Consider the following 24,697-nt stretch of genomic DNA (forward strand, 5'->3'; position numbering starts at 1 on the left):
TCAGGAATCCGCTGCGCCAGGCAGCGCACAGATTACGCCGACACCGGCAATCGCGCGCGACACCTCGCTCGGGAATTCGAGACGAATGTACGGCGTCCTGCGACGACCCTCTTGCCTGAACCGCTCACCGCCTCTCGCTTTGGCCTCTCCTGTCCGCGCTAAAGGGGCTGCCCGCGGCGAACCGCACGCCTCTTGCAACCATAAATCCGGTGCTCTAACCGCAGGAATACGCTGAATAAAAAATCACGCTGCGTCGTTATACCCCCAGAGGGGCGACGAATTTTGTCCGCCTTATACTCAGAGCAAATCGAAAATACCTGACGAACCGTATCGGATACCGGCGCGTCAATTGTATTGGCGCCCTATTTATCGCATTCGTGATGCGTCGACGCGAAATGGCCGGTAGAACAACCATGCAGAACCCTTTTGTCCGCCTGCTGGCACGGCTGAGCGTCGGCCGCAAATTGCTGTTGATTTATTTGCTCGACCTGACTGCCGTGATTTATATCAGCGGCATTCTGATCCACGAAAAATACATTGCGATTGATTTTGCTCAAAAGGAAATTGCCGGGAATCAGTATGTCGGTGCCGTACGCGACGGGCTCGTGGATATTGCGCGGGTCGGCGCGGGCCAGACGGACGCGGCTAGCCGGCTGAGAAACTTCCAGCATGCGCTCGACGTCGCCGAGATCGATCACGGCGCCGACATGCACAGCGACGACGTCAGTCGGCATGCCAGCGCAGCCGTTTCGACGCTCGTGCAACCCGGTGGCCTGATTCAGCCCAAGGTTGATTCAGCCCTCGCCGCCTGTCGCGAACTCATCACGCGTGTCGGGAATCAATCCAACCTTATCCTCGACCCGGACCTCGACAGCTACTACACGATGTCGTTGCTGATCCTTCGCTATCCGGCGCTGATTCAGGTCGCCAACGGGATCGGCGAACGGGTGCATGTATCGGCCTCCCAGCAAGTCGAGCGCAATGAGGCGCGCACACGCTATCTGATTCTCGAAGGTCAGCTTGACGCAACCGTACAGGGATTCCAGTCAGACCTGAATGAAGCCGTCGCGGCGAACCCAGGCCTCCAGCGTGCGCTCGGACCTTCGAAGGCTCGCCTGTTCAGCGCCGTTGACGCCTATCGCGATGCGGCGCGCGCCGCCGTCGACGCACGCTATGACGACGCCCAAGCCCTGGTGCGTGTCGATATGGCCGAGCGTGACCTCATCGACGCGATTCAAGGCGGCTGGCAAGCGTCGGCCGACTCACTCGACGGGCTACTCAAGATGCGGGTCCATGGGCTCTATATGCGCATGTGGCTCCACCTGGGTACCGCGCTCTCCTTGCTGTGCGGCATTTTGTGCATGGTCTATTTTGTGGCAGGACAGATTGCGAGGCCGCTTCGCAAACTCGCTCGCGTGATGGAGACCGTGCGTCGTACAGGTGACCATTCACTCCGGGCGAGCTGGAATAGTCAGGACGAGATTGGCCGGCTCGTACTCGGATTCAACGGCATGCTCGAGCAGCTCGATCACGAACGCGAAGCTCAGAAGGAACGCGCGGCTACGGCCCGCGCCTCTGAGGCGCAGCACGCACTCGTGGAAGCCACTCCGTTTCCGATGGTCGTGACGGCCATCCCCGGGCACGAGGTGCTCCACGCAAACCAACCGGCCGCGCAATGGCTCAATGGGATCCACACCGATCCATGGGCAAAGGGACTGGATTCGGCGGTACGTGCGCGCTTCTTTCAACAACTGTCCGATCGTGGTGCCGTCGATGAATTCGAGGTGCGCTGGAAGGCGACGGAAGAACCGGCGTGGGCGGTGCTGTCCGCGCGACGTCTGCACTTTCACGGCCGTGATGCGGTCCTCACGGCATTCGCGCCAATCAGCCACCTCAAGCTTCTTGAACAACGGCTCGAGCTATGGGCCAGAGTGTTCGAGAGTTCGTCCGAAGCCATCCTCATTGTCGACAGCGACCATCGCGTGTTGACCGTCAATCCTGCGTTTTTCAGGAGCACGGGATATGACGCGGCCGACGTGATCGGAACGCATCCTCATTTCCTTGTCGCGGATGAAACGGGCAGCGACACGTTTGCTTCACTGGCGGCCTCCGCCGCTCGCCGCGGCGCATGGCAAGGCGAGACACGTATTCGCAAACGCAGCGGCGATGAATATCCGGCGTGGTTGATGATCAGTGTCGTGCGGGAAAAGCAAGGCGACGTCTCGTACTACATCTGCACGTCGATCGATATCAGCGATCGGAAGAAGAGCGAAGCGCGGATCGAATTTCTCGCGCATCACGACGTCTTGACCGAGTTGCCCAACCGGGCGCTTTGTACCGAACGTCTCGGCGTTGCGATCGGACGCGCACAACGCTCCGGACAACGCGTCGCGGTGCTCTTTATCGATCTCGATCGCTTCAAGAACATCAACGATTCGCTCGGCCATCATGTCGGCGATGCGCTGCTTCGTTCGGTCGCGAGCCGGTTGACCCGATCCGTGCGTGCGCACGATACAGTGAGCCGCCTCGGCGGCGACGAGTTCATCGTGATTCTCGACGGCGTCGAGCATCGCGAAGAAGTGTCGAGCATGGTTGATCAGCGTCTGATTCCGTGGATACGCGAGCCGCACGACGTCAACGGGTCGGCCATTCATGTGTCGTGCAGCGTCGGCATCGCGATGTACCCCGACGACGGGCGAGATATGGACGACTTGCTCCAGCACGCCGATGTCGCGATGTACGTTGCGAAAGAGAGTGGCGGCAATGTGTCGCAGTTCTTTGCGGCTGACATGACGGAGCGAGTCCGCAATCGCATGACGCTCGAGGCCCATCTGCGCGAGGCGCTTGATCGCGACCTGCTCACGCTGGTCTATCAGCCGTATGTGGATGCCCGCACAGGTCAGCTTGTCGGGGTCGAAGGCTTGTTGCGCTGGCATAGCCCTGAACTCGGCGATGTACCGCCCTCGCAGTTCATCCCGATCGCCGAAGAGACACGACTCATCATTCCGATCGGCGCGTGGGTCATCGATCGCGCCTGCCGGCAAATGGCCGAGTGGCGTGCCGAGGGTCTGGGCGAAGTGCAAGTGTCGATCAATTTGTCGGCCATTCAGCTTCGTGACGATGGCCTGGTCGGTGCGCTGCGGCTTGCGATCGAAACGCACCAGATTGCGCCCGGCATGCTTGAGCTCGAGATCACTGAGTCAACGCTGATGCACAGCGTCGAGAGCTACTTGCCCAAGCTCGTTGCGATTCGCGCGCTTGGCGTCAAGCTGTCGATTGATGATTTCGGAACCGGCTATTCGAGTCTGAATTACCTGAATCGATTCCCGCTTGATCGTCTCAAGATCGACCGCTCGTTTGTGCATGACATGCTCGACGATCCGACCGACCTGGCGATCACGCGCGCCATTATCGGCCTCGGTCACACGCTTGGACTCCGCGTCGTCGCAGAAGGCGTGGAGACGCAGCAAGAAGTCGATATTCTCCGCAGCGCGGGCTGCGACGAGTTACAGGGATACTTCTTTGCAAAGCCGCTAGCAGCGGCCCAGCTAAGTGCGTGGGTCGATGCCCAATCGGTCTCGTAATTTTCCAACCGGACTCGCGCCGCTTCCTTCGCGCGAAAAGCGCAATCGGCGCATGGAAGCGCGTGCCAGACTCGGTGCCTTCCCAGACCTCTGAAGGAGCCGACTGTGCCTCACGGACACATCGCTTCATTTCCCGATCAAGCACCACAGTGGGCCGCGCGAATCGTGGGTCCGGTGTATCGACAGGTTTCACAATCTGCCGGTGATGTTCGCCGCTGGTTGTGGGGAATCGCTAACGTAAGAAACGTCTCGGGGGTGGGGCTATGCGTCCTCGCGTACAGGACGGCTGTGGAAACGGCACCGATACTGAATCCGCTCGATAGCGAGGTCGAGCATAACGACCTCTTTGCGTATGCGGCACGGATAGCGGCGTCTTGCGCAATCGACGCCATTCGAGGTATCGCAGCAGGTGTTCTCGCCAGCACCGGGTACGTCCACTTGGCTCGCGTTTCAGTGGATCATCAACCGCCGGTGGTCATCCGTGGGGGAACCGCGGGACTCGCTTTGGGCTTGCTTCACGCCTTTCGGCACTTTGCAGCGGGGAACGCCATCGGCCAACTGCCCGTTCAAGCCGCGTCGGCATACAGTCCCGTCGATGCGCTCGTGACAGTCGATTAGATCGGGAAGGGAATTTGGCGCACAAAAGCAAAAAGCCCTGCTCGATAGAGCAGGGCTTTTTGGTGTTAAACAGCCTGACGATTACCTACTTTCACACGGGAACCCGCACTATCATCGGCGTGGAGTCGTTTCACGGTCCTGTTCGGGATGGGAAGGGGTGGTACCAACTCGCTATGGTCATCAGGCATGACTTGTTGCCTGGCAGACATCGCTGCCAAGCCAATCTGAGAAGAAGAATTTTGGGTTGTGAGTGCATCGGGCAAACACACGATACTCACGTCCACGTGGAGGGCAAACACACGTGTTATAGGATCAAGCCTTACGGGCAATTAGTATCAGTTAGCTTAACGCATTACTGCGCTTCCACACCTGACCTATCAACGTCCTGGTCTTGAACGACCCTTCAAGGAGCTCGAAGCTCCAGGGATATCTCATCTTAAGGCGAGTTTCCCGCTTAGATGCTTTCAGCGGTTATCTCTTCCGAACATAGCTACCCGGCGATGCCACTGGCGTGACAACCGGTACACCAGAGGTTCGTCCACTCCGGTCCTCTCGTACTAGGAGCAGCCCCCTTCAAATATCCAACGCCCACGGCAGATAGGGACCAAACTGTCTCACGACGTTTTAAACCCAGCTCACGTACCTCTTTAAATGGCGAACAGCCATACCCTTGGGACCGGCTACAGCCCCAGGATGAGATGAGCCGACATCGAGGTGCCAAACACCGCCGTCGATATGAACTCTTGGGCGGTATCAGCCTGTTATCCCCAGAGTACCTTTTATCCGTTGAGCGATGGCCCTTCCATACAGAACCACCGGATCACTATGACCTGCTTTCGCACCTGCTCGACTTGTCAGTCTCGCAGTTAAGCACGCTTATGCCATTGCACTATCAGCACGATTTCCGACCGTACCTAGCGTACCTTCGTACTCCTCCGTTACGCTTTGGGAGGAGACCGCCCCAGTCAAACTGCCTACCATGCACTGTCCCCGACCCGGATCACGGGCCAAGGTTAGAACCGCAAACAAACCAGGGTGGTATTTCAAGGTCGGCTCCACCGAAACTAGCGTTCCGGTTTCATAGCCTCCCACCTATCCTACACAGATCGGTTCACAGTCCAATGCAAAGCTACAGTAAAGGTTCATGGGGTCTTTCCGTCTAGCCGCGGGTAGATTGCATCATCACAAACACTTCAACTTCGCTGAGTCTCGGGAGGAGACAGTGTGGCCATCGTTACGCCATTCGTGCAGGTCGGAACTTACCCGACAAGGAATTTCGCTACCTTAGGACCGTTATAGTTACGGCCGCCGTTTACCGGGACTTCAATCAAGAGCTTGCACCCCATCATTTAATCTTCCGGCACCGGGCAGGCGTCACACCCTATACGTCCACTTTCGTGTTTGCAGAGTGCTGTGTTTTTATTAAACAGTCGCAGCCACCAGTTTATTGCAACCCTTTCACCCTTTAGGCGCAAGCCTATCAAGCTACAAGGGCGTACCTTATCCCGAAGTTACGGTACCAATTTGCCGAGTTCCTTCTCCCGAGTTCTCTCAAGCGCCTTAGAATACTCATCTCGCCCACCTGTGTCGGTTTGCGGTACGGTCTCGTTAGACTGAAGCTTAGAGGCTTTTCTTGGAACCACTTCCAATTGCTTCGCTTCCGAAGAAGCTCGCGCCACACCCTTGAATTGCGCACCCGGATTTGCCTAAGTGCCTTCTCCAATGCAGCGACCGGGACTTCCAACACCCGGACAACCTTCCGCGATCCGTCCCCCCATCGCATCTAACGACGGTGCAGGAATATTAACCTGCTTCCCATCAGCTACGCATTTCTGCCTCGCCTTAGGGGCCGACTCACCCTACGCCGATGAACGTTGCGTAGGAAACCTTGGGCTTACGGCGAGGGGGCCTTTCACCCCCTTTATCGCTACTCATGTCAGCATTCGCACTTCCGATACCTCCAGCACCCTTTACAAGGCACCTTCGCAGGCTTACGGAACGCTCTCCTACCATGCGTGCAAGCACGCATCCGCAGCTTCGGTGACTGGCTTAGCCCCGTTACATCTTCCGCGCAGGACGACTCGATCAGTGAGCTATTACGCTTTCTTTAAAGGGTGGCTGCTTCTAAGCCAACCTCCTGACTGTTTTAGCCTTCCCACTTCGTTTCCCACTTAGCCAATCTTGGGGACCTTAGCTGGCGGTCTGGGTTGTTTCCCTCTTGACGTCGGACGTTAGCACCCGACGTCTGTCTCCCGTGATTGCACTCTTCGGTATTCGGAGTTTGCTATGGCGAAGTAATCCGCAATGGACCCTTCAACCATGACAGTGCTCTACCCCCGAAGGTGATACACGAGGCACTACCTAAATAGTTTTCGGAGAGAACCAGCTATTTCCGGATTTGTTTAGCCTTTCACCCCTATCCACAGCTCATCCCCTAATTTTTCAACATTAGTGGGTTCGGACCTCCAGTACGTGTTACCGCACCTTCATCCTGGCCATGGATAGATCATCCGGTTTCGGGTCTACGCCCTGCAACTATGCGCCCTATTCGGACTCGCTTTCGCTACGCCTTCCCTACTCGGTTAAGCTCGCTACAGAACGTAAGTCGCTGACCCATTATACAAAAGGTACGCCGTCACCCGTTTCCAGGCTCCGACTGTTTGTATGCATGCGGTTTCAGGATCTATTTCACTCCCCTCCCGGGGTTCTTTTCGCCTTTCCCTCACGGTACTGGTTCACTATCGGTCGATCACGAGTATTTAGCCTTGGAGGATGGTCCCCCCATCTTCAGACAGGATTTCACGTGTCCCGCCCTACTTGTCGTACACCTAGTTCTTTCATACTGTTTTCGCCTACGGGGCTATCACCCACTATGGCCGCACTTTCCAGAGCGTTTGGCTAACAATACAAATAAAGAGTACAGGCTGATCCCATTTCGCTCGCCACTACTTTGGGAATCTCGGTTGATTTCTTTTCCTGCGGCTACTTAGATGTTTCAGTTCACCGCGTTCGCTTCACATGACCTATGTATTCAGTCATGGATGACCCAAGAGGGCCGGGTTTCCCCATTCGGACATTTGTGGATCAAAGCTCGTTTGCCAGCTCCCCACAACTTTTCGCAGGCTACCGCGTCCTTCATCGCCTGTGATCGCCAAGGCATCCACCACATGCACTTGTTCGCTTGACCCTATAACGCGTATGTCTGCCATGAACAGCAGACCACGTTATAAGAATTGAGTTTTCGCGTTTGCCGTATTCCAAGTGACTTTAAGATCACTTAAATACATTTGATACAATCACAACCCATCTATCTTCCACACACCATCTCAAGTGTGTTTCCAATAGACAAATTCTTCTTCCAGATTGTTAAAGAACGACAGCCGATTTATTGATGGAAAACCATCGATATAAACCTACTAAAGACTGACCAGCACGTAAATCGCTAGTCGACAACGCAGTCTTGCGACATCGAGTTATTCACTCCGATATCACCGCGTTCTCGACTACAGATTAATGGTGGAGGCAGACGGGATCGAACCGACGACCCCCTGCTTGCAAAGCAGGTGCTCTCCCAGCTGAGCTATGCCCCCATGTACTGATTTGACTGATTTCACACGGCAATCCGCGATGAAACATAGAGGGATTGTCCGTCTGAGGAAGCGTGGTGGGTCTGGATGGATTCGAACCATCGACCCCCGCCTTATCAAGACGGTGCTCTAACCGACTGAGCTACAGACCCTCTTCCAGTCTGTCGTATTACAGCCGATAAGCGTGAACGCTCAACAATTGATGCGAGCTCTGGAAAGGAGGTGATCCAGCCGCACCTTCCGATACGGCTACCTTGTTACGACTTCACCCCAGTCATGAATCCTACCGTGGTGACCGTCCTCCTTGCGGTTAGACTAGCCACTTCTGGTAAAACCCACTCCCATGGTGTGACGGGCGGTGTGTACAAGACCCGGGAACGTATTCACCGCGGCATGCTGATCCGCGATTACTAGCGATTCCAGCTTCATGCACTCGAGTTGCAGAGTGCAATCCGGACTACGATCGGTTTTCTGGGATTAGCTCCCCCTCGCGGGTTGGCAACCCTCTGTTCCGACCATTGTATGACGTGTGAAGCCCTACCCATAAGGGCCATGAGGACTTGACGTCATCCCCACCTTCCTCCGGTTTGTCACCGGCAGTCTCCCTAGAGTGCTCTTGCGTAGCAACTAAGGACAAGGGTTGCGCTCGTTGCGGGACTTAACCCAACATCTCACGACACGAGCTGACGACAGCCATGCAGCACCTGTGTTACGGCTCTCTTTCGAGCACCCCCACCTCTCAGCAGGGTTCCGTACATGTCAAGGGTAGGTAAGGTTTTTCGCGTTGCATCGAATTAATCCACATCATCCACCGCTTGTGCGGGTCCCCGTCAATTCCTTTGAGTTTTAATCTTGCGACCGTACTCCCCAGGCGGTCAACTTCACGCGTTAGCTACGTTACTAAGGAAATGAATCCCCAACAACTAGTTGACATCGTTTAGGGCGTGGACTACCAGGGTATCTAATCCTGTTTGCTCCCCACGCTTTCGTGCATGAGCGTCAGTATTGGCCCAGGGGGCTGCCTTCGCCATCGGTGTTCCTCCACATCTCTACGCATTTCACTGCTACACGTGGAATTCCACCCCCCTCTGCCATACTCTAGCTTGCCAGTCACGAATGCAGTTCCCAGGTTGAGCCCGGGGATTTCACATCCGTCTTAACAAACCGCCTGCGCACGCTTTACGCCCAGTAATTCCGATTAACGCTCGCACCCTACGTATTACCGCGGCTGCTGGCACGTAGTTAGCCGGTGCTTATTCTTCCGGTACCGTCATCCGCTCCAGATATTAGCTAGAACGTTTTCTTTCCGGACAAAAGTGCTTTACAACCCGAAGGCCTTCTTCACACACGCGGCATTGCTGGATCAGGCTTTCGCCCATTGTCCAAAATTCCCCACTGCTGCCTCCCGTAGGAGTCTGGGCCGTGTCTCAGTCCCAGTGTGGCTGATCGTCCTCTCAGACCAGCTACGGATCGTCGCCTTGGTAGGCCTTTACCCCACCAACTAGCTAATCCGCCATCGGCCGCCCCTATAGCGCGAGGTCTTTCGATCCCCCGCTTTCATCCGTAGATCGTATGCGGTATTAATCCGGCTTTCGCCGGGCTATCCCCCACTACAGGACACGTTCCGATGTATTACTCACCCGTTCGCCACTCGCCACCAGGGTTACCCCCGTGCTGCCGTTCGACTTGCATGTGTAAGGCATGCCGCCAGCGTTCAATCTGAGCCAGGATCAAACTCTTCAGTTCAATACCTGTTACTGTTTTCGGTTCAATTAAGAACCGGTCGCTCACTCAATGTGCTGACAAGTTTCGATGAATCAAAACTTACCTTTTACAGAGTGTGAGACTTGATAAATACCTTTGCTATGCCGTCAATCAGAACAACACCAGTCCGAAGACCGATCCGCTGATCCGACGGTGCATCGCTTATCAAGCGCCCACACTTATCGGCTGTAGATTTTTAAAGATCGTTCGCAAAATCCGCTCAAACTTCACTGCGTTTTCTGCGTCGCTGCGTTTGCAGCAGAGAAGCGAGATTATGTACACCTCACTTCGTTTCGTCAACAAGTTTTTTTGCTTTCGCTTCACTTCGTTGACTGCGTTATCGGCTTGAAACCCTTGCCAGATAACGCTTCCCGCCGCACTGCCCAACTTCGCGTCCTGCTCTGCGAAACCTGCGTTGTGCAACGAGGAGGCGAATCTTATTCCCTTCATTCGGGAATGACAAGCGGGTGACGTAAATTATTTTTGCGCCACCGTTTCACGCACTCAGACGGAGAGTGATGCCGGTATTCATTGTGATCGTCGGCATCCGGACTTCACGAGACAACGTGACACGGTTCGACCGTCTCAGCGCGAACAATCTTCGACGCTCCTCCGCCAGCCCGATCCGACGCTCGTGGCGCCGACGATGCGCAACCCGCCCGCTTCCTGCGCCTCAATACGCTGCCGTATAGATCGCCAGCGCGTCTGCCTCGCTGACCTCTCGAGGATTGTTGACCAGCAGACGCGTCTGCAGCATGGCGTCACTCGCCATCCGCTCGAGATCCGACTCGCCAACACCGACCTCACGCAGACGACGAGGAATACCGGTCGCCGTGACCATCTCGTCGATGCGCGCGATCAAGGCTGCCGTCCGCGCCTCGTCACTCCCCTGCGCGGCGGGCGACACAATTCGCGCAAGATCGGCATACAAGGTCGCCGCGACAGGTGCGTTGAAGCGCAACACATGCGGCAGAACGAGCGAGTTCGATAAGCCATGTGCCACATGAAAGATCCCGCCGACCGGATAGGCAAGCGCATGCACCGCGGCGACGGGTGCATTCGAAAATGCCTGACCGGCCAGCATGGCGCCGAGCAACATCGCCTCGCGTGCATCGCGATCGTCGGGCCGGTCGCATGCGAACAGCAAGTGCGACGACAACAGTTCGAGCGCGCGCATCGCGAACATATCGGACACCGGATTCTTCAGACGGGCCGACGTGTATGCCTCGATCGCATGGACCATCGCATCGATGCCGGTGGCCGCCGTTGCAGCTCGAGGCAGCGGGATCGTCAATTCCGCATCGAGCACCGCGAGATCCGCGTAGAGCTGCGGCGACACGACGCCCATCTTGGTTGTCTCGCCGGTCGTCACGATCGACACCGCCGTGACTTCCGAGCCCGTTCCCGCCGTGGTCGGCATCAGCACGAGTGGCAGGCGCTTGTCGCGGACCTTCCCTACTCCGTACATCTCCTTGAGCGGCTGATCGGTCGCCAGCAACACGGCGAGCAGCTTGGCCACATCCATCGACGAACCACCGCCGAGGCCCAGCACGACCTCGACGCGCGCCGTGCGCGCAAGGCCCGTCGCCTCGACCACGACATGCTCGGGCGGATCAGCCACCACGTCATCGATCACCGTCACGTGCCAGCCATGGGCAGCGAGGTCCGTCAGCGCGGGTGCCAGCATCCCGCTGCGATGAAGAAAACCATCGGTCACTACGCCGATGCGCGTCTCCTTCGGAAATGCATCGCGAAGCAATGCGCCCAGCCGGCGTGCCGCACCGAATTCGACAATGACGGTGGGCACCGTCTGGAAGCGAAAGGAATTGATAGTCATCGTGCCTGCGTCCATGCATCCGGTTCCGTCGACACCATGACTGCGAGACGGTACCGGGTTGTCTCCTGGGATTGATCGGCTCCGCCAGCTGACATATCCGCCCCATTCGCGCCGCACCGCATCAGACTGCGGAGGCGACAGGGGACTACGTCTTCATTCACGGCGGCCGATCGCCCGCTTTTAATATTGACTGATGCTTTTCTTACTGATGCTCTTCTCGAAGGGTATCGAGAAATCTGGCTGTCCACCAGTGGATATCCTGCTCACGGATTTTCTTGAGCAAGCGCGTATGGCGATTGCGTCGCTCGTTGAGCGGCATCGTCAACGCCTTCTGAATCGCATGCGCGGTGCCTTGCGCGTCATAGGGATTGACCAGCAACGCGTCGGTGAGTTGCTCGGCCGCACCTGCGAACCGTGATAACACCAGCATGCCGGGATCCTCTTCGTCCTGAGCCGCAATAAACTCCTTCGCGACGAGATTCATACCATCGCGAAGCGGCGTGACGAGGGCCACCCGGCTCGCGCGAAACAAACCCGGCAGGCGCTTGCGCGCCACATTGCGATGGATATAACGAACCGGCATCCAGTCCAGTTCGCCGAAATCTCCATTGACTGCACCGCATAAGCTATCCATCTGCCTGCGTATGTCGCCGTAGGCTTCCACATCCTCGCGACTCGGCGATGCGATCTGAATCAACGTCGCGCTTTTTCGATTCTCGGGATAGTGCTCGAGCAGTTCGCGAAACGCGTTGATCCGGTGCGGCAGCCCCTTTGAATAATCGAGACGATCGACGCCGACGAGCAGCTTGCGCCGGGAATATTCGTCACGCATACGATTGAACATGTCGATGCCGTCCTTCGTCTGCGCAAGACGCTGAAACTCGTCGACGTCGATGCCAATCGGAAAGGCCGCGGCACGCACCACGCGATCGAACGCAGTGAAGTAGCCATCTCCCAGCGCCTTGGCGTGAGCCTCCGCCTCCACGTAATGGCAGAAGTGCAACAGGTCCGCCTGACTTTGAAATCCAACGAGATCGAAAGCGAACAGCGATCGCATCAGCCACTCATGTTCAGGGATGGCCGCCATGATCAGCGGCGGCGGCATGGGGATATGCAAGAAGAAACCGATACGGTTTTTGCACCCTAGCGCGCGCAGCTCTGAAGCGAGCGGAATCAGATGGTAATCGTGGACCCAGACCAGATCGTCGGGTTTAAGAAGCGGCATCAGCTTGCGCGCGAACATCTGATTGACGCGCTTGTAGCCCGTCGCAAAACGCACATCGAAATTCGCCAGATCGAGCCGGTAGTGAAAGACCGGCCAGAGCACGTCGTTCGAATAACCGAGGTAGTACGCGTCGTGGTCAGCGCGCGTGAGGTCGATCGTGGCAAGGGTGACTTTGCCGACGCGTTGCGTCTCGACACCCGACTCCGCAGTGTCATCCTCGTAGTGAGCGGCCTCGCCGTTTTCGATGATCTTCCCGCTCCACCCGAACCACAGGCCACCCATTTGCTGAAGGCTTTCGCCGAGCGCAACAGCGAGCCCTCCAGCTGCAGGTTTGCGTAAGTCGGCCGTTCGGTTCGATACCACGACAAGTCTAGGCATGAGCTCCCTCTGATGGACTACAGGAATCGGCTTTGCGACGCCGCGCCCTCCTCATCAGAGAGTTCTGATCGCCCCGTTAGTTTATTCCTAGACACCAGAATGTGTTTTCCACATGGTTTCAAACGCGCTCCGACAGGCGATCAGTCAACACTGCCGACCATCCTTTTGGGTCGGAAAAAACTGACCTTCGTCGAGCTTGAATTACCGCCTGGCAGGGAACATTCGGAGTGATTTGCGCGATATCGTTTTATTCACTGCGGGGCGAAGACATGGGACGGCCCCGCACTTTTTGGTTGCAAGGGGAGCGGTACGACGGCGGCAAGAGATGAACTCACCGCTTGCTCGAATGCACGCCCCTGATTGCCCGCCTTCTACGTCCACATACATTGGCAGAGGAACACGATGACTGCAGTCACCCGTTATGAATTCGACGCGCATCTGAACGCCGTCGAGACGCGCCTCGGATCAAAGTTCGACGCTTACCTAGAGCACCAAAAAGGCCGCGACGAAGCGTTCCAAGAGAGGTTGCATCAAGTCGAGGAGCGTGTGGACCTCAATATCGCGAACATGAAGAAGGACGTCGGCGAAATCAAGGACGACAACAAAACCATGCGCTATTGGCTACTCGGCACGACTGTAACGACCGTCCTTGGCGTCGCAAGCATCAACGCGTCGATGCTTTCAAACATGAAAACGTTTTTCGACTCCGGCATGCAAGCAGCTTCTCGAGTGAACGATTCGCGCACGCAATCCGCATCTGCCGTTCCTCTAAGCGAGACACGCAACAAGAACGCCGTGAGCACGAACAGCGACCAACGCCCCATCCCAAACGCAGCAATTCACCAGGAATAACGTATGACACCGGATACTGTGTCGCGCGCAGAATTCGAGGCGCGACTGCGCACTATCGAAACGCGAGAGAATGCCCATTTCGACAGGCTCACCGCGAAGATCGAGAGCCTTCGCGTCGACCAGCACTCTTTGATCGGCGACCTCGACAAGCGAGTTTCCAAACTCGAAGTTGAGCAATCGAAATCGCGCTGCGAGCTGAAAGCCGACCTGAATGGCGTGCGCTTTTGGATTTTTCTAGCAACTCTATCGCTGGGTGTGACGATGATCGTCATCAACCATACGATGACCTCGAACTCGGCAGCCACTTACGGCACAGGGCACGACGTCGGCGTTGCAACTGCTGAACTCAAGCGCGCGATCAATGAATTGCGCATCCGTCTTCCGCAGGCGCCAAATTTGCCCGCGCCAATAGTCAACAACCCGACGCCAGACAAAGCTACGCAACGCCCCGCCGCGTCTCGCTGATCGCTACGCCGGTGACCTCGGTCGCTGGCATCTGCTTCCGTATTGCGGCTTAACCGCGCGATACCAAACGTCGCGCTTCCACGACACACAAGTGCAAGCCCTCGAAAAGCACTCGCTCAACTCACACCAGCAGCCATCAACAAACACGTGGCCACGTTTTTTGCATCGTCTGCCGGATCCGGTTGCCCGCTGACCAGCGCGACCGCGATTGCCCCGTCGACCAACACGAGCAACTGACGGGACAACGCCACCGGATCCTTTGCCCCGGCCTGTTCACACAAGCCCAGGATAAACGCGAGCAATCGCTCCTTGTGCAAGCGAGACACTTTAAAAATCTCGTTGTCGGGTGACTTGATCTCACCCGCCGCATTCAGAAACGCACAGCCGTAGTAATCGTCACTTGTGAACCACTCGCGCAGCACATCGAACATGCCGAGCAACTGCTTGGCCGGCGTCTTGCCGGACGCGAGCGTGCCCTGCTCATACCAGGCCATCCATCGATCATCACGACGTCGAAGCGCCTCGGCAACCAGTGCTTCCTTCGAATCGAAGTACAGGTAAAAGCTCTTCCGTGCCGTCCCTGACTCACGCACGATCGCGTCGACACCGGTGCCCTGAATGCTCGATGCGTAAATGAGTCGTTCCGCGGTCGCAAGCAAACGGTCACGCGGCCCCGGCGCAGCGGGCGTAGACGGAACAGCAGGAGTCGTCATGATGCGTCACTCACACGTTCATACAAAAAGGGATCACGGATCGTATCACCACGCTTTTATCAAGCCACTCATCACGCGACGTGTCCGACACGATCCGGAAGCCTTTTAGAGGCGATGAAACGATCACAGCCCGAGGTCGCTCAACCCCGGATGATCGTCGGGCCGGCGACCCAGCGGCCAGTGGAACAGTCGCTCGGATTCCTTGATCGGACGATCGTTGATCGACGCATGACGATGCGCCATCAGGCCGTGCTCATCGAATTCCCAGTTCTCGTTACCGTAAGCACGGAACCAGTTGCCCGCATCGTCGCGCCACTCATAGGCGAAGCGCACCGCGATCCGGTTGCCCGTGAACGCCCACAGTTCTTTGATCAAGCGATATTCGAGTTCGCGCGACCACTTGCGGGTCAGCAGCGCAACGATTTCGGCGCGCGTATTGGTGAACTCGACTCGATTGCGCCAACGGCTGTCGACCGTATAGGCCAGCGCAACGCGTTCAGGGTCGCGCGTATTCCAGCCGTCTTCGGCCATGCGGACTTTTTGCTTTGCCGTTTCAAGGGTGAACGGCGGAAACGGCGGACGGGATTCTTGGCTCATGGTGCGTGCTCCAGCGATGCGAAATCGACAAAAGGATGTGAGGTCGTGCGGAATCGCCATCACCGGGGCGCCACCAGTGACAGAGTCTTTACGCCATGCCAGGCTGCTTGCCAGGCGGGCGATTGAGATGAATGGTAGAACGCCCATTCTACCCGGTCAAGCGATAAAAACAGGGTCATGAACAGGCCCTGCGCGCGCTAACAAAAAGCGTGCTGGCGGCAGAAGTTCTGAACGCGACATCGGATTCGTGGCATAAGCTCATTCAGGAGGTTTGGACCTTGCACTGCGCACGGGCCGATCATTAACGCAGCCGTCAGCCAGACGATCGTTCCCGCAGGAAAAGACGCGATCGAGTCTTGCATAGGGAAGAATCGATTGCAGTGCGCGTCGTCCACGGCATCTTCCGATGCCGACGACGCGAGTATCGACAACGCGTACCGAGGAGACCGTACAGACGATGAGAGAGCTGCTCAAACGCCTGCGCGAAGAGTGGCCCAGTGCGAGCTTCGACCGACTCGTCGTCGAGGCCGAGGCGGCAAGCGAACCGCACGATACTGCGACGCTCGCGAGAGGCGCGCTGCTCGATGCGATGCAGACGGGCACCGTGCATATCGTGTATCGGGGTGCGTGCCGCGTCGAACACCGCCGCACCGGCCTGACACTCGGCATCGTGCATGCGCCCTACGTCGCCGGCGTGCTCGAGGCGCTGAACGGGGATTGTGGCCTCGTCTACGAATGCAAGGCCGCGAGTGCAGCGCTTGCCTTCGATACCGATGACTGGAATGCGCTCGTCGAACGGCGCGGTCTGTGGAAAGAAGTGGCGCAAGTCATCGCCATTTATCTCGAAGCGCTATCGGTCAGGACGGCGTTCCTGACGGCAAGCACCGCGTATGAAGCCGTCTGCAACGCGCTTCAATTGCTCGACGGTCACCCGCCCGAGATCAAAGGCGACCTGACTGCGGTGAGCTTCGTCCTCGAACGCACGAAACTCTCACGCAGCATCGTGTCCAAGATCGTTTCCGATTTGCGCACCGGCGGATACATCGAGATGGATCGCGGTCGCCTCATGATGATCGTGCGGCCGTTTCCACTTCGGTATTGAGCGAAGGCGTCATCAGGTCAACCCCATATGACGTTCGCGATGCCGTTTGCTCATTGACATTGAGTATCGCGTTCGCCGGCGTACGCCTGATCTGCCTGTGCGTCGTCGACCGCTTCAATGTCACCCGCGAACACATACCCCCACCCCGGCACCGAGCGAATCGGCAATCCCATCTGCTTTTGCGAAGCCTTGCGACGCAGCCGGCTGATCATCACATCAATGACGCGCGGCGACACGTTACCCGGTGACGACGGGTCCACCGACGAGGAGGCATCGATCGCACTATCCCACTCACGCCGGATTTTTCGGTCGGGCGCGCTAAAGAAGCGCTGAACAAGCTCGCGCTCACCCGCGGTCAGCGCGAGTGCGCGACCGCTTGGCGCCACCAGCGTCCAACCCTTATTGGCGAGACGCCACAGCGACTGCGCCGAAGAGGGGCTCATCCCACGCCTGGCGTGAGCCTCCTGATTCGATATGGCATGAGACACAGCCGTCGCCGACGCAAGAATATCGTTCCCACGCCGGACCAGCGCGCGCATCAGCGCGGCAATTTCGACGGCGCTCATATCAGGTTCGACACAGTAGTCCGCACCGCACATCAAGGTACGCACACGCTGTTCGCTTTCTTTGAACGTCGAATAGGCGATCACACCCCCAGTCGGATGCAATGCGCGGACTTTCATGACCGCGTCGTTGATTTCATTCGGGGCGAGCCCGACGAAAATCAACGGGCAGGCATCCAGAACGAAGGCACTATGCAGCGTGCCTGGATCCCGGTGCAGATGGATAGCAAAACCCAGGCGGGACAAATCTCTTGCAAGATTCACAAGCGTGTCGTCTTCCCTGGCGAGAAAGACAACATGCGTACTACTGTTCATGACGTTTCAGACTCTATCAATGCGCCGGCCGTCGTGATCGCGTCCACGAGAGGCCTGACCGTCAAAGTCCGATTGAGCATCAAACAACGCTGAATAACGCAGTGTTTGCGAAGCGACCGGAAACGCGATGACGGAAGAAGGCGCGAATCATGTCGCGTTGTTGCAGGAATCAACGCCAATAGTCCAATTCTGGATCGAATAGATGGTTTTGGACTTTGTTAAAGGGTGCGCCTTGAAATAATCGGTCAAGATTTCAGAATACACAGCCGTTAACAACGGTAATTATTGCCCTCTGGATCCTGACCTCATGCGTAGCCTGACCGTCCGCAGCACGCTGCTTGCCGTGCTTGTGCTTTTCGCCGCGATGATTCTCGCCGGTGGCGTCCTTGGCGTTGTCGCGCTGAGCCGGGCGAACGTCAGCACCACGCGCCTGCACGAAGTCTCGTCGCAAGAGATTCTGGCCAACGACGGTTATAAGGACACGACGCGAACACGCGCGGCACTGACGCGCGCCTATTCCGCGCTGAAGGAACGTAACGACACCGCCACGCGAGACTCGGCGCTGAAGAGCGCGGCAACGAGTGCCGCCAAAGCGCAAGCCGAAATTGAGTCGTTCAGGAAGACGCCGCCTTATGACGGACAGGACACAGCCCTCAAACAGCAAATCAGCGACTCGGCGACCCATTTAACCGCCGTCCTGACTCGCGCCGCCGACGCACTGCATGCAGGCGACACGAGCGCGTATTCGCAAATCAACGACACCGAGATCACGTCGGCAGGCGCTGCCTATTCGGCCAGCGTCGAGAAATTCCAGCATGACGCGAATGACTTGTCGGCCGACATCATCGCCGGTAATGCACGCCAATACACATGGGTGGTGACGCTCGTGGTGATCGGTGTCAGCGTGGCATTGGTGCTCGTGATCGGCGCGCATTTCGCGCTGCTGCGCGTCGTCGCACGCCCCCTCAAAAAAGCGGCCGAGTTGCTGGACCGGATTGCGGAGAACGATCTCACGGTGGTAGTGCCTGAAGCGGGAGGCAACGAAATCGGCCAGTTGTTCGGCGCGATGCACCGCATGCAATCCGGGCTCACGCGTACTGTGTCGAATGTGCGCGACAGCTGCGAAGCGATCCATGGCGGCGCGCGCGAGATCGCCGCCGGCAACCTCGATCTGTCGAGCCGGACTGAAGAACAATCAGCCTCGCTCGAGGAAACAGCGGCGAGCATGGAGCAGCTCACGTCGACCGTGAAACAGAACGCCGACAACGCCCTGCAGGCGAGCAATCTTGCCGATGAAACGTCGAAGCTTGCCGAGCGCGGCGGACTTGTCGTCGGGCAAGCCGTGCAAACGATGGCCGCCATCAGTTCGAGTTCGAAGAAAATCGCCGATATCACGGGGATGATCGACAGCATCGCTTTTCAGACCAATATTCTGGCGCTGAACGCCGCTGTCGAGTCTGCGCGCGCAGGCGAACAAGGCCGGGGCTTCGCCGTCGTGGCGGGTGAAGTGCGGGCACTCGCACAACGCAGTGCAGGGGCCGCACGCGAAATCAAGGAGTTGATCGGTGCTTCGGTCGATGACGTTCGCAGCGGCAACGAACTTGTGGTTCAGGCTGGCCGGACGATGGGCGAGATCGTCGATGCCGCGCGTAATGTGGCCACGTTGATGTCTGAAATCACATCGGCGAGCGTTGAGCAAAGCTCAGGTATCGAGCAGGTCAGTCTTGCCGTGAGTCAGATGGATCAGGTCACGCAGCAGAATGCCGCGCTCGTCGAGCAGGTTGCCGCGGCAGCCAATGCGCTTGAGACGCAAGCGCAGGCCATGCGGACGACGGTATCGGTGTTCCGCGTCGCGTCGGTCTGAATTTTGTCGTGCCTTGGCGGCGCTCATGTCGCACCGCCATTGAGCGCTTCCTTCTCGTCCCACCTCCCCGCTCAATCTTCAGAGTTTCATCCACCGCGGCTCAATGCGCTTACGGCGACGGCAATGGCCCTCGCCCTGTCAGTCACAGTATCCGTTCCAGTATCACTCACGAATTCATTGCGGCAGCCAGGATAATTCCGTGCAGGCTCGCACGCGCGAAAGCGACTCGGGCGCGCATTTCGATGTGCAGGCCGCATACGCCGGAATCTGTTCCTGCGTCTGCGGCAATCCCCCGCACTGCTGCGTACACGCGCGCACACTCTCAGAACTGATGGCCTTCAGATCGTCATCGGCCTGACGTTGCGCGGCCGTCAACGGGGCCTGGTCCAAGTGCGGCACCCGCGGATACAGATACCCTTCGATACGCGCCACGCGCTGGGTCGTTTCGTCGATCGGAAGCTGCGCCTGCTTTCTGGTGTCGGTGTCCTCGAGCGGAACCTGAGTCAGAAGCTTCTTCTGGATGGCCAATGCATTCGCATTGATGATCAGGCAGTAAGCCGCCTTGGTGTCAGTCGACGTGGGTTGTTGTATCTGTGACGGCTGTTGCGCCTGGGCAATCGAACCGGTCGATGCCAGCAGCACGACTAAGGTGACGGTAGCGACGAATGATCTGAGCATGGCGCCCCTCGCGATCTACAGTGTCGACAGCGCGTCGAGAATGCGTGTATTCCCGCCGACGAAACCGATCACTTTGTTCGTCACACCCGCTTTGAGCGCTTCGACGACAAGCGACGCCACGTCTTCGCGCGCGACGGGCGTACCCGAAGTCGCTGAGTTCGACACAAGTTGCAACGATCCGACGCCCGGATCCATGCTCAACGGACCCGGGCGCACGACGAGATAGTCCAGCCCGCTGTGCATCACATGGTCATCGGATTCGCGCTTCATTTGCGCATAGTGGCGCAGCGCTTCGGGTCCCTGCTCCGGCGCGGAGGCGAGGAGCGCGCTGATCACGACGAAACGCGGCACACCATAGTCTTTTGCGTACTTCGTCGACCGGATCACCGCATCGCGATCGATCAGGCGCTCCTGCTCTGCGCCTTCAGTCTCCGCGGAGCCCGCTGCATAGATCACTGCCTGCATGCCTTCGAACGCCGCCGAAAAATCGTCATCCAGATTGGCGACAAACGTGCTGCCACCGATACGCGCAAAAGCTTCGCTTTTCGATGCATTGCGAATCAACGCACGAAACGGCATCGCTGACGCATGGAGCTTTTCCGCGACCAGCCAGCCCGTGCGTCCCGTCGCTCCAATCAAAAGAATACTCATGACGTGGTGCTCCCTGGGAGTCTCTGGATCTGAGGGATGTCGCATCGAACGACGATGCTGTCGGGTCGAACTCACGATGCACTGCGGTGGATTGTTGCGCCCGATGCGTCGCACGCAAGGGTAGCACCTCGCATACGTTCGCGCGCTGACGAGGAGGCTTTCAGCGCGGAGGAAGAGGAACGGAGAAGCGAGGCAAAAAGAAAAAAGGGTTAGCCGGCATCAACCGACTAACCCTTCTTACATCTGGTCGGGGCGAGAGGATTTGAACCTCCGACCACCTGCACCCCATGCAGGTACGCTACCAGGCTGCGCTACGCCCCGAAAGAACGAAAGTATAACAGAGAGATTGCTACGGGTGAATCGATCTATCGCTTGCCGAGCATCGCGATGACTTCTTTCAATTCATGCCGCAATTGCTCGCAGTCGACGGGGACAAGCTTGCCGCCTGCCTTACCCTTTTCTGCCTGAGCGGTTTCAACAACAGGCTCGCTGACGCGCTCTGCCGCATGGTCTGTCGCGCTATTGCCAAGCGCATCCAGGCGATTGCGCGCACCGTTGATCGTGAATCCTTGTTCGTACAGCAGTTCACGAATCCGGCGAATCAACAGCACTTCATGATGCTGGTAATACCGCCGGTTGCCACGACGCTTGACCGGCCGCAACTGTGTGAATTCCTGCTCCCAATACCGGAGCACATGCGGCTTGACGCCGCATAGCTCACTGACTTCACCGATCGTGAAGTAACGCTTGGCAGGGATTGGAGGCAGGATGACCTTTTCCATCGCGGCGATGCGGTCGAGTCAGAACGTGTCGCACGATAACGTGCACATAACCACCGTGGGAATGCGCAAGACGAGTCTCAATGGCTCGGCGGCGTTTGCGTCACGCCGCTTTCAACCAATGACTTCAGCTTTTGACTTGCGTGGAAGGTCACAACACGACGTGCGGCAATGGGAATCGCCTCGCCAGTCTTCGGATTGCGCCCCGGACGCTGCGGCTTGTCACGCAACTGGAAGTTGCCGAAGCCCGACAGCTTGACGCTGTCACCGCTTTCAAGCGCATCGCGAATGACTTCGAAGAACGCTTCGACCATGTCCTTCGCTTCACGCTTGTTCAAGCCAACATGATCGAACAGGAGCTCGGCCAGTTCGGCCTTGGTCAACGTCGGGGTATCGGCATTCGCCGAACCGTTCCCGTTGATTGCATTGTCGGCTTCGTCCGTCATCGCACTACGCTGCGCTGCCAGAAGCGCTTCAAATTCACTCGAGTTCATTTTTTCTAAGGGTCAAAAAAACAGGCGCCTGGTTACACGGGTGTTGTCTTACCCGCGCAAGCGCGCGCCATAGACTCGAGCCAAGCGATCCACCAACGTCCTGATGGCCAGTTCAACAGTCTCGTCCTGCAAAGTCCCGCCAGTATCTTGCAGGGTTATCCGGAACGCAAGGCTTTTCTGGTCCGCGCCAAGGCCACCGGAGACGGTCGCCGTCGGACGGAATTCATCAAATAAAACAACGTTTTGGACGTATTTGCAAGCAGGTTCTGCACGCGCCGCCTGAAGCTCGTCCATCAAGCTCTGAACCTCGATCTTCTGGTCGACGACGAGCGCGATATCGCGCGTCACCGGCTGGAATTTCGACACCTCGGCCAGCGCCGGAAGCGGCTTGACCTGGATCGGATCGACGTCCACTTCGAACACGACCGGCGCATGCGGCAGATCGTATTTTTGCAGCCAGCGCGGATGCAGTTCGCCAATCCAGCCGATCGCCTTGCCGTCGAGTTCGACGCGCGCCGAACGTCCCGGATGCAAGGCCGGATGCTCGGCCTTCACGAAACGCGGCACGGCAGGCGCCAGCAACGCTTCGAGATCGCCCTTCACGTCGAAGTAATCGACGGCGCGCGTCTTCGTTGCCCATTGCTCTTCAACCGCGGGACCATACGCGAGCGCACCGATGCGCTTCGGTTGATGGAAACCCGCCACTTGCAACTCACCGGCTTCAACAGACTTATCTGCAATAAAGACACGGCCAAGCTCGAACAGGCGCACGCGATCGGCCTTGCGATTCAGATTCGCACGCAGCACTTCGATCAGGCTGCCGAACAACGAGCTGCGCATCACCGAGTACTGGCTCGCGATCGGATTGAGCACGCGGATCGGATCGGTATTGCCCGCAAAATCCTCTTCCCATTTTGCATCGACAAAACCGAAGTTGACGGTTTCGGCGTAGTCACGCGCGGCCAGCGTGTGGCGCAGCGCGTGAATCGAACGGCGCGTCTCGTTGGTCGGACGCATCTCGCTCGGTGCGACCGGCGGAAGTGCGGGGATATTTTCGAAACCGTGAATACGTGCGACTTCTTCGATCAGGTCTTCTTCGATTTCGATATCGAATCGATACGAAGGCGGCGTCACGATGAACTGTTCCTGATCGGTGCCGGCGTCGACGCGCTGATAGTCGAGACCCAGCCGCGTGAAGATATCGGCCATCTCGTCACCCGCGATCGGCACACCGATCACACGCGTCGCACGCGCGACACGCATCGCCACAGGCTTGCGTACGGGCACGTTCAGCTGCTGATCGTCGACCGGACCGGCGGCGCCACCGCAGATCTCGAGAATGAGCTTCGACAGGTATTCAATATGCTCGACGGTCGTCGCATAGTCGACGCCACGTTCGAAGCGATGACCCGCATCGGTCGAAAAGTTGTAGCGACGGCTGCGACCGCGAATCGAGTCGGGCCACCAGAAAGCGGCTTCGAGATAGATATTCTGCGTGTCCAGGCTCACGGCTGTGCTGTCGCCGCCCATGATGCCTGCGAGGCTTTCGACGATCTGCTGATCGGCGATCACGCCGACTTCTTCATCGAGTTCGACCGTGTTGCCGTTGAGCAGCTTCAGCGATTCGCCCTTGCGACCCCAGCGCACGTCGAGACCACCGTGGATCTTGTCGAGGTCGAACACGTGCGACGGACGGCCGAGTTCGAGCATCACGTAGTTCGAGATATCGACAAGCGCCGAGATGCTGCGCTGACCCGCGCGTTCGAGACGCTCAACCATCCACGCGGGCGTCGCCGCGCGTGCGTTGACGCCGCGAATCACACGACCCGAAAAGCGGCCGCAGAGGTCGGGCGCGCTGACCTTGACGGGCAGCGTGTCCTTGATCTCGACGGCGACCGGCGTATAAACCGGACGGTCGAGCGGCGCACCCGTGATCGCGGCGACTTCGCGCGCAACACCGAATACCGAAAGGCAATCGGCCTTGTTCGGCGTCAGTTTGATTTCGAAGATCGTATCGTCGAGGTTCAGCACCTTGCGGATATCTTCGCCGACGGTCGTGTCGGCCGGCAGAATCATCAGGCCGCTATGGTCTTCGCTGAGCTTGAGCTCGCGAGCCGAACACAGCATGCCGTAGCTTTCGACGCCGCGCAGCTTCGAGAGCTTGATCGCGAACGGCGCACCACCCGCTTCAGCCGGCGCGAGTTCAGCTCCGACCAGCGCGCACGGCACCTTGATGCCCGGCGCCACGTTCGGCGCGCCGCACACGATCTGCAGCGTCTCGCCCGTACCCGCGTCGACCTGGCAAACGTTGAGCTTGTCAGCGTTCGGATGTTTCTCGACCGACAGGACATGGCCAACGACGATCTTCTGCGTCGGCGGTGCGATCGGGCGCAGGTCCTCGACCTCGAGACCCGACATCGTCATGGCGTGCGCCAGTTGATCGGTCGTCAGGTTCGGGCTGACAAAGCTTCTGAGCCAGGATTCTGGGAATTGCATGGATCGCTAACGTTTTATTCGTTTGTGGGGTGGTCCGTTGCGGGTCTACACAGGCCGGGCAACAGACCGCCTTCGGCGCGCATGGCGTGCCGCACCGCACGTACTGCGTGGTCCGCACGCATCGAGAGGGCCTCA

15 protein-coding genes, 3 tRNA genes and 3 rRNA genes are annotated in these 24,697 nt (G+C 58.0%); 5 read left to right on the forward strand and 16 right to left on the reverse strand.

The window, feature by feature from the left end; translation table 11 throughout:
- Positions 1 to 413: 413 nt before the first annotated feature.
- Positions 414 to 3,584: an EAL domain-containing protein gene (locus ACMFWR_RS13775; RefSeq protein ID WP_413192204.1), complete on the forward strand. Its 3,171-nt coding sequence runs from the start codon at positions 414 to 416 to the stop codon at positions 3,582 to 3,584.
- A 690-nt stretch (positions 3,585 to 4,274) separates the two neighbouring features.
- Here ACMFWR_RS13775 and rrf read toward each other — a convergent pair.
- The 7 genes from rrf to otsA all read right to left on the reverse strand — a co-directional run bounded on the left by rrf (position 4,275) and on the right by otsA (position 12,993).
- Positions 4,275 to 4,387, reverse strand: a 5S ribosomal RNA gene (gene rrf / locus ACMFWR_RS13780).
- A gap of 123 nt (positions 4,388 to 4,510) precedes the next feature.
- A 23S ribosomal RNA gene (locus tag ACMFWR_RS13785) occupies positions 4,511 to 7,389 on the reverse strand.
- 327 nt (positions 7,390 to 7,716) lie between these two features.
- Positions 7,717 to 7,792 (reverse strand) — tRNA-Ala (locus tag ACMFWR_RS13790).
- Positions 7,793 to 7,864: 72 nt separating this feature from the next.
- Positions 7,865 to 7,941: transfer RNA gene (locus ACMFWR_RS13795), tRNA-Ile, on the reverse strand.
- A 63-nt stretch (positions 7,942 to 8,004) separates the two neighbouring features.
- A 16S ribosomal RNA gene (locus ACMFWR_RS13800) occupies positions 8,005 to 9,535 on the reverse strand.
- Together the 16S, 23S and 5S rRNA genes with 2 tRNA genes alongside form the textbook arrangement of a ribosomal RNA operon.
- 691 nt (positions 9,536 to 10,226) lie before the next feature.
- On the reverse strand, positions 10,227 to 11,384 hold the full coding sequence (locus ACMFWR_RS13805) for an iron-containing alcohol dehydrogenase (protein WP_413194895.1): 1,158 nt from the start codon (positions 11,382 to 11,384) through the stop codon (positions 10,227 to 10,229).
- Positions 11,385 to 11,592: 208 nt separating this feature from the next.
- Positions 11,593 to 12,993: an alpha,alpha-trehalose-phosphate synthase (UDP-forming) gene (gene otsA, locus ACMFWR_RS13810; protein WP_413192205.1), complete on the reverse strand. Its 1,401-nt coding sequence runs from the start codon at positions 12,991 to 12,993 to the stop codon at positions 11,593 to 11,595.
- A gap of 402 nt (positions 12,994 to 13,395) precedes the next feature.
- Here otsA and ACMFWR_RS13815 point away from each other — a divergent pair, with 402 nt between their 5' ends.
- Both ACMFWR_RS13815 and ACMFWR_RS13820 read left to right on the forward strand, forming a co-directional pair.
- On the forward strand, positions 13,396 to 13,845 hold the full coding sequence (locus ACMFWR_RS13815; protein ID WP_413192206.1) for a hypothetical protein: 450 nt from the start codon (positions 13,396 to 13,398) through the stop codon (positions 13,843 to 13,845).
- 3 nt (positions 13,846 to 13,848) lie between these two features.
- The gene (locus tag ACMFWR_RS13820; protein ID WP_413192207.1) at positions 13,849 to 14,310 is read left to right on the forward strand and encodes a hypothetical protein; all 462 of its coding nucleotides are present in this window, start codon (positions 13,849 to 13,851) and stop codon (positions 14,308 to 14,310) included.
- A gap of 116 nt (positions 14,311 to 14,426) precedes the next feature.
- Here ACMFWR_RS13820 and ACMFWR_RS13825 read toward each other — a convergent pair whose 3' ends face one another.
- Entirely contained in the window at positions 14,427 to 15,023 is a 597-nt protein-coding gene (locus ACMFWR_RS13825; protein ID WP_413192208.1) for a TetR/AcrR family transcriptional regulator, read from the reverse strand.
- Between the two features lie 123 nt (positions 15,024 to 15,146).
- The gene (locus ACMFWR_RS13830; protein WP_413192209.1) at positions 15,147 to 15,620 is read right to left on the reverse strand and encodes a DUF1348 family protein; all 474 of its coding nucleotides are present in this window, start codon (positions 15,618 to 15,620) and stop codon (positions 15,147 to 15,149) included.
- Between the two features lie 406 nt (positions 15,621 to 16,026).
- Between ACMFWR_RS13830 and ACMFWR_RS13835 the strand changes: the two genes are divergently transcribed.
- Entirely contained in the window at positions 16,027 to 16,722 is a 696-nt protein-coding gene (locus ACMFWR_RS13835) for a helix-turn-helix domain-containing protein (RefSeq protein ID WP_413192210.1), read from the forward strand.
- A 50-nt stretch (positions 16,723 to 16,772) separates the two neighbouring features.
- On the opposite strand, the gene ACMFWR_RS13840 is transcribed toward ACMFWR_RS13835, so the two are convergent.
- Positions 16,773 to 17,600, reverse strand: a complete 828-nt coding sequence (locus ACMFWR_RS13840) for a DNA-binding response regulator (RefSeq protein ID WP_413192211.1) — start codon at positions 17,598 to 17,600, stop codon at positions 16,773 to 16,775.
- A 307-nt stretch (positions 17,601 to 17,907) separates the two neighbouring features.
- Between ACMFWR_RS13840 and ACMFWR_RS13845 the strand changes: the two genes are divergently transcribed.
- Positions 17,908 to 19,464 carry a methyl-accepting chemotaxis protein gene (locus tag ACMFWR_RS13845; RefSeq protein ID WP_413192212.1) on the forward strand — a complete coding sequence of 519 codons (1,557 nt, stop codon included), beginning with the start codon at positions 17,908 to 17,910 and terminating at the stop codon, positions 19,462 to 19,464.
- A gap of 174 nt (positions 19,465 to 19,638) precedes the next feature.
- Here ACMFWR_RS13845 and ACMFWR_RS13850 read toward each other — a convergent pair whose 3' ends face one another.
- The 6 genes from ACMFWR_RS13850 to pheT form a co-directional block, all read right to left on the reverse strand.
- A complete protein-coding gene (locus ACMFWR_RS13850) occupies positions 19,639 to 20,142 on the reverse strand; it encodes a hypothetical protein (RefSeq protein WP_413192213.1) in 504 nt (167 codons plus the stop codon).
- A 15-nt stretch (positions 20,143 to 20,157) separates the two neighbouring features.
- Complete coding sequence (locus tag ACMFWR_RS13855) at positions 20,158 to 20,793, reverse strand: SDR family oxidoreductase (protein ID WP_413192214.1); 636 nt, start codon at positions 20,791 to 20,793, stop codon at positions 20,158 to 20,160.
- A gap of 244 nt (positions 20,794 to 21,037) precedes the next feature.
- Positions 21,038 to 21,114 (reverse strand) — tRNA-Pro (locus ACMFWR_RS13860).
- A gap of 44 nt (positions 21,115 to 21,158) precedes the next feature.
- A complete protein-coding gene (locus tag ACMFWR_RS13865) occupies positions 21,159 to 21,575 on the reverse strand; it encodes a MerR family transcriptional regulator (RefSeq protein WP_413192215.1) in 417 nt (138 codons plus the stop codon).
- Positions 21,576 to 21,652: 77 nt separating this feature from the next.
- Positions 21,653 to 22,066, reverse strand: coding sequence for an integration host factor subunit alpha (locus tag ACMFWR_RS13870; RefSeq protein ID WP_413192216.1), 414 nt, complete (start codon positions 22,064 to 22,066; stop codon positions 21,653 to 21,655).
- Positions 22,067 to 22,114: 48 nt separating this feature from the next.
- Positions 22,115 to 24,562, reverse strand: a complete 2,448-nt coding sequence (gene pheT / locus ACMFWR_RS13875) for a phenylalanine--tRNA ligase subunit beta (RefSeq protein WP_413192217.1) — start codon at positions 24,560 to 24,562, stop codon at positions 22,115 to 22,117.
- Positions 24,563 to 24,697: the final 135 nt, after the last annotated feature.

It is taken from the genome of Pararobbsia alpina (assembly GCF_965118125.1).
Lineage (GTDB): Bacteria > Pseudomonadota > Gammaproteobacteria > Burkholderiales > Burkholderiaceae > Pararobbsia > Pararobbsia alpina_A.

What these genes read in the sequence shown, in the direction of transcription:
- ACMFWR_RS13850 (WP_413192213.1), bottom strand. Translation starts at nt 20,142, where the DNA reads ATGCTCAGATCATTCGTCGCTACCGTCACCTTAGTCGTGCTGCTGGCA.
- pheT (WP_413192217.1), bottom strand. Translation starts at nt 24,562, where the DNA reads ATGCAATTCCCAGAATCCTGGCTCAGAAGCTTTGTCAGCCCGAACCTG.
- ACMFWR_RS13820 (WP_413192207.1), top strand. Translation starts at nt 13,849, where the DNA reads ATGACACCGGATACTGTGTCGCGCGCAGAATTCGAGGCGCGACTGCGC.
- ACMFWR_RS13815 (WP_413192206.1), top strand. Translation starts at nt 13,396, where the DNA reads ATGACTGCAGTCACCCGTTATGAATTCGACGCGCATCTGAACGCCGTC.
- ACMFWR_RS13855 (WP_413192214.1), bottom strand. Translation starts at nt 20,793, where the DNA reads ATGAGTATTCTTTTGATTGGAGCGACGGGACGCACGGGCTGGCTGGTC.
- otsA (WP_413192205.1), bottom strand. Translation starts at nt 12,993, where the DNA reads ATGCCTAGACTTGTCGTGGTATCGAACCGAACGGCCGACTTACGCAAA.
- ACMFWR_RS13870 (WP_413192216.1), bottom strand. Translation starts at nt 22,066, where the DNA reads ATGAACTCGAGTGAATTTGAAGCGCTTCTGGCAGCGCAGCGTAGTGCG.
- ACMFWR_RS13825 (WP_413192208.1), bottom strand. Translation starts at nt 15,023, where the DNA reads ATGACGACTCCTGCTGTTCCGTCTACGCCCGCTGCGCCGGGGCCGCGT.
- ACMFWR_RS13830 (WP_413192209.1), bottom strand. Translation starts at nt 15,620, where the DNA reads ATGAGCCAAGAATCCCGTCCGCCGTTTCCGCCGTTCACCCTTGAAACG.
- ACMFWR_RS13840 (WP_413192211.1), bottom strand. Translation starts at nt 17,600, where the DNA reads ATGAACAGTAGTACGCATGTTGTCTTTCTCGCCAGGGAAGACGACACG.
- ACMFWR_RS13845 (WP_413192212.1), top strand. Translation starts at nt 17,908, where the DNA reads ATGCGTAGCCTGACCGTCCGCAGCACGCTGCTTGCCGTGCTTGTGCTT.
- ACMFWR_RS13865 (WP_413192215.1), bottom strand. Translation starts at nt 21,575, where the DNA reads ATGGAAAAGGTCATCCTGCCTCCAATCCCTGCCAAGCGTTACTTCACG.
- ACMFWR_RS13775 (WP_413192204.1), top strand. Translation starts at nt 414, where the DNA reads ATGCAGAACCCTTTTGTCCGCCTGCTGGCACGGCTGAGCGTCGGCCGC.
- ACMFWR_RS13835 (WP_413192210.1), top strand. Translation starts at nt 16,027, where the DNA reads ATGCCGACGACGCGAGTATCGACAACGCGTACCGAGGAGACCGTACAG.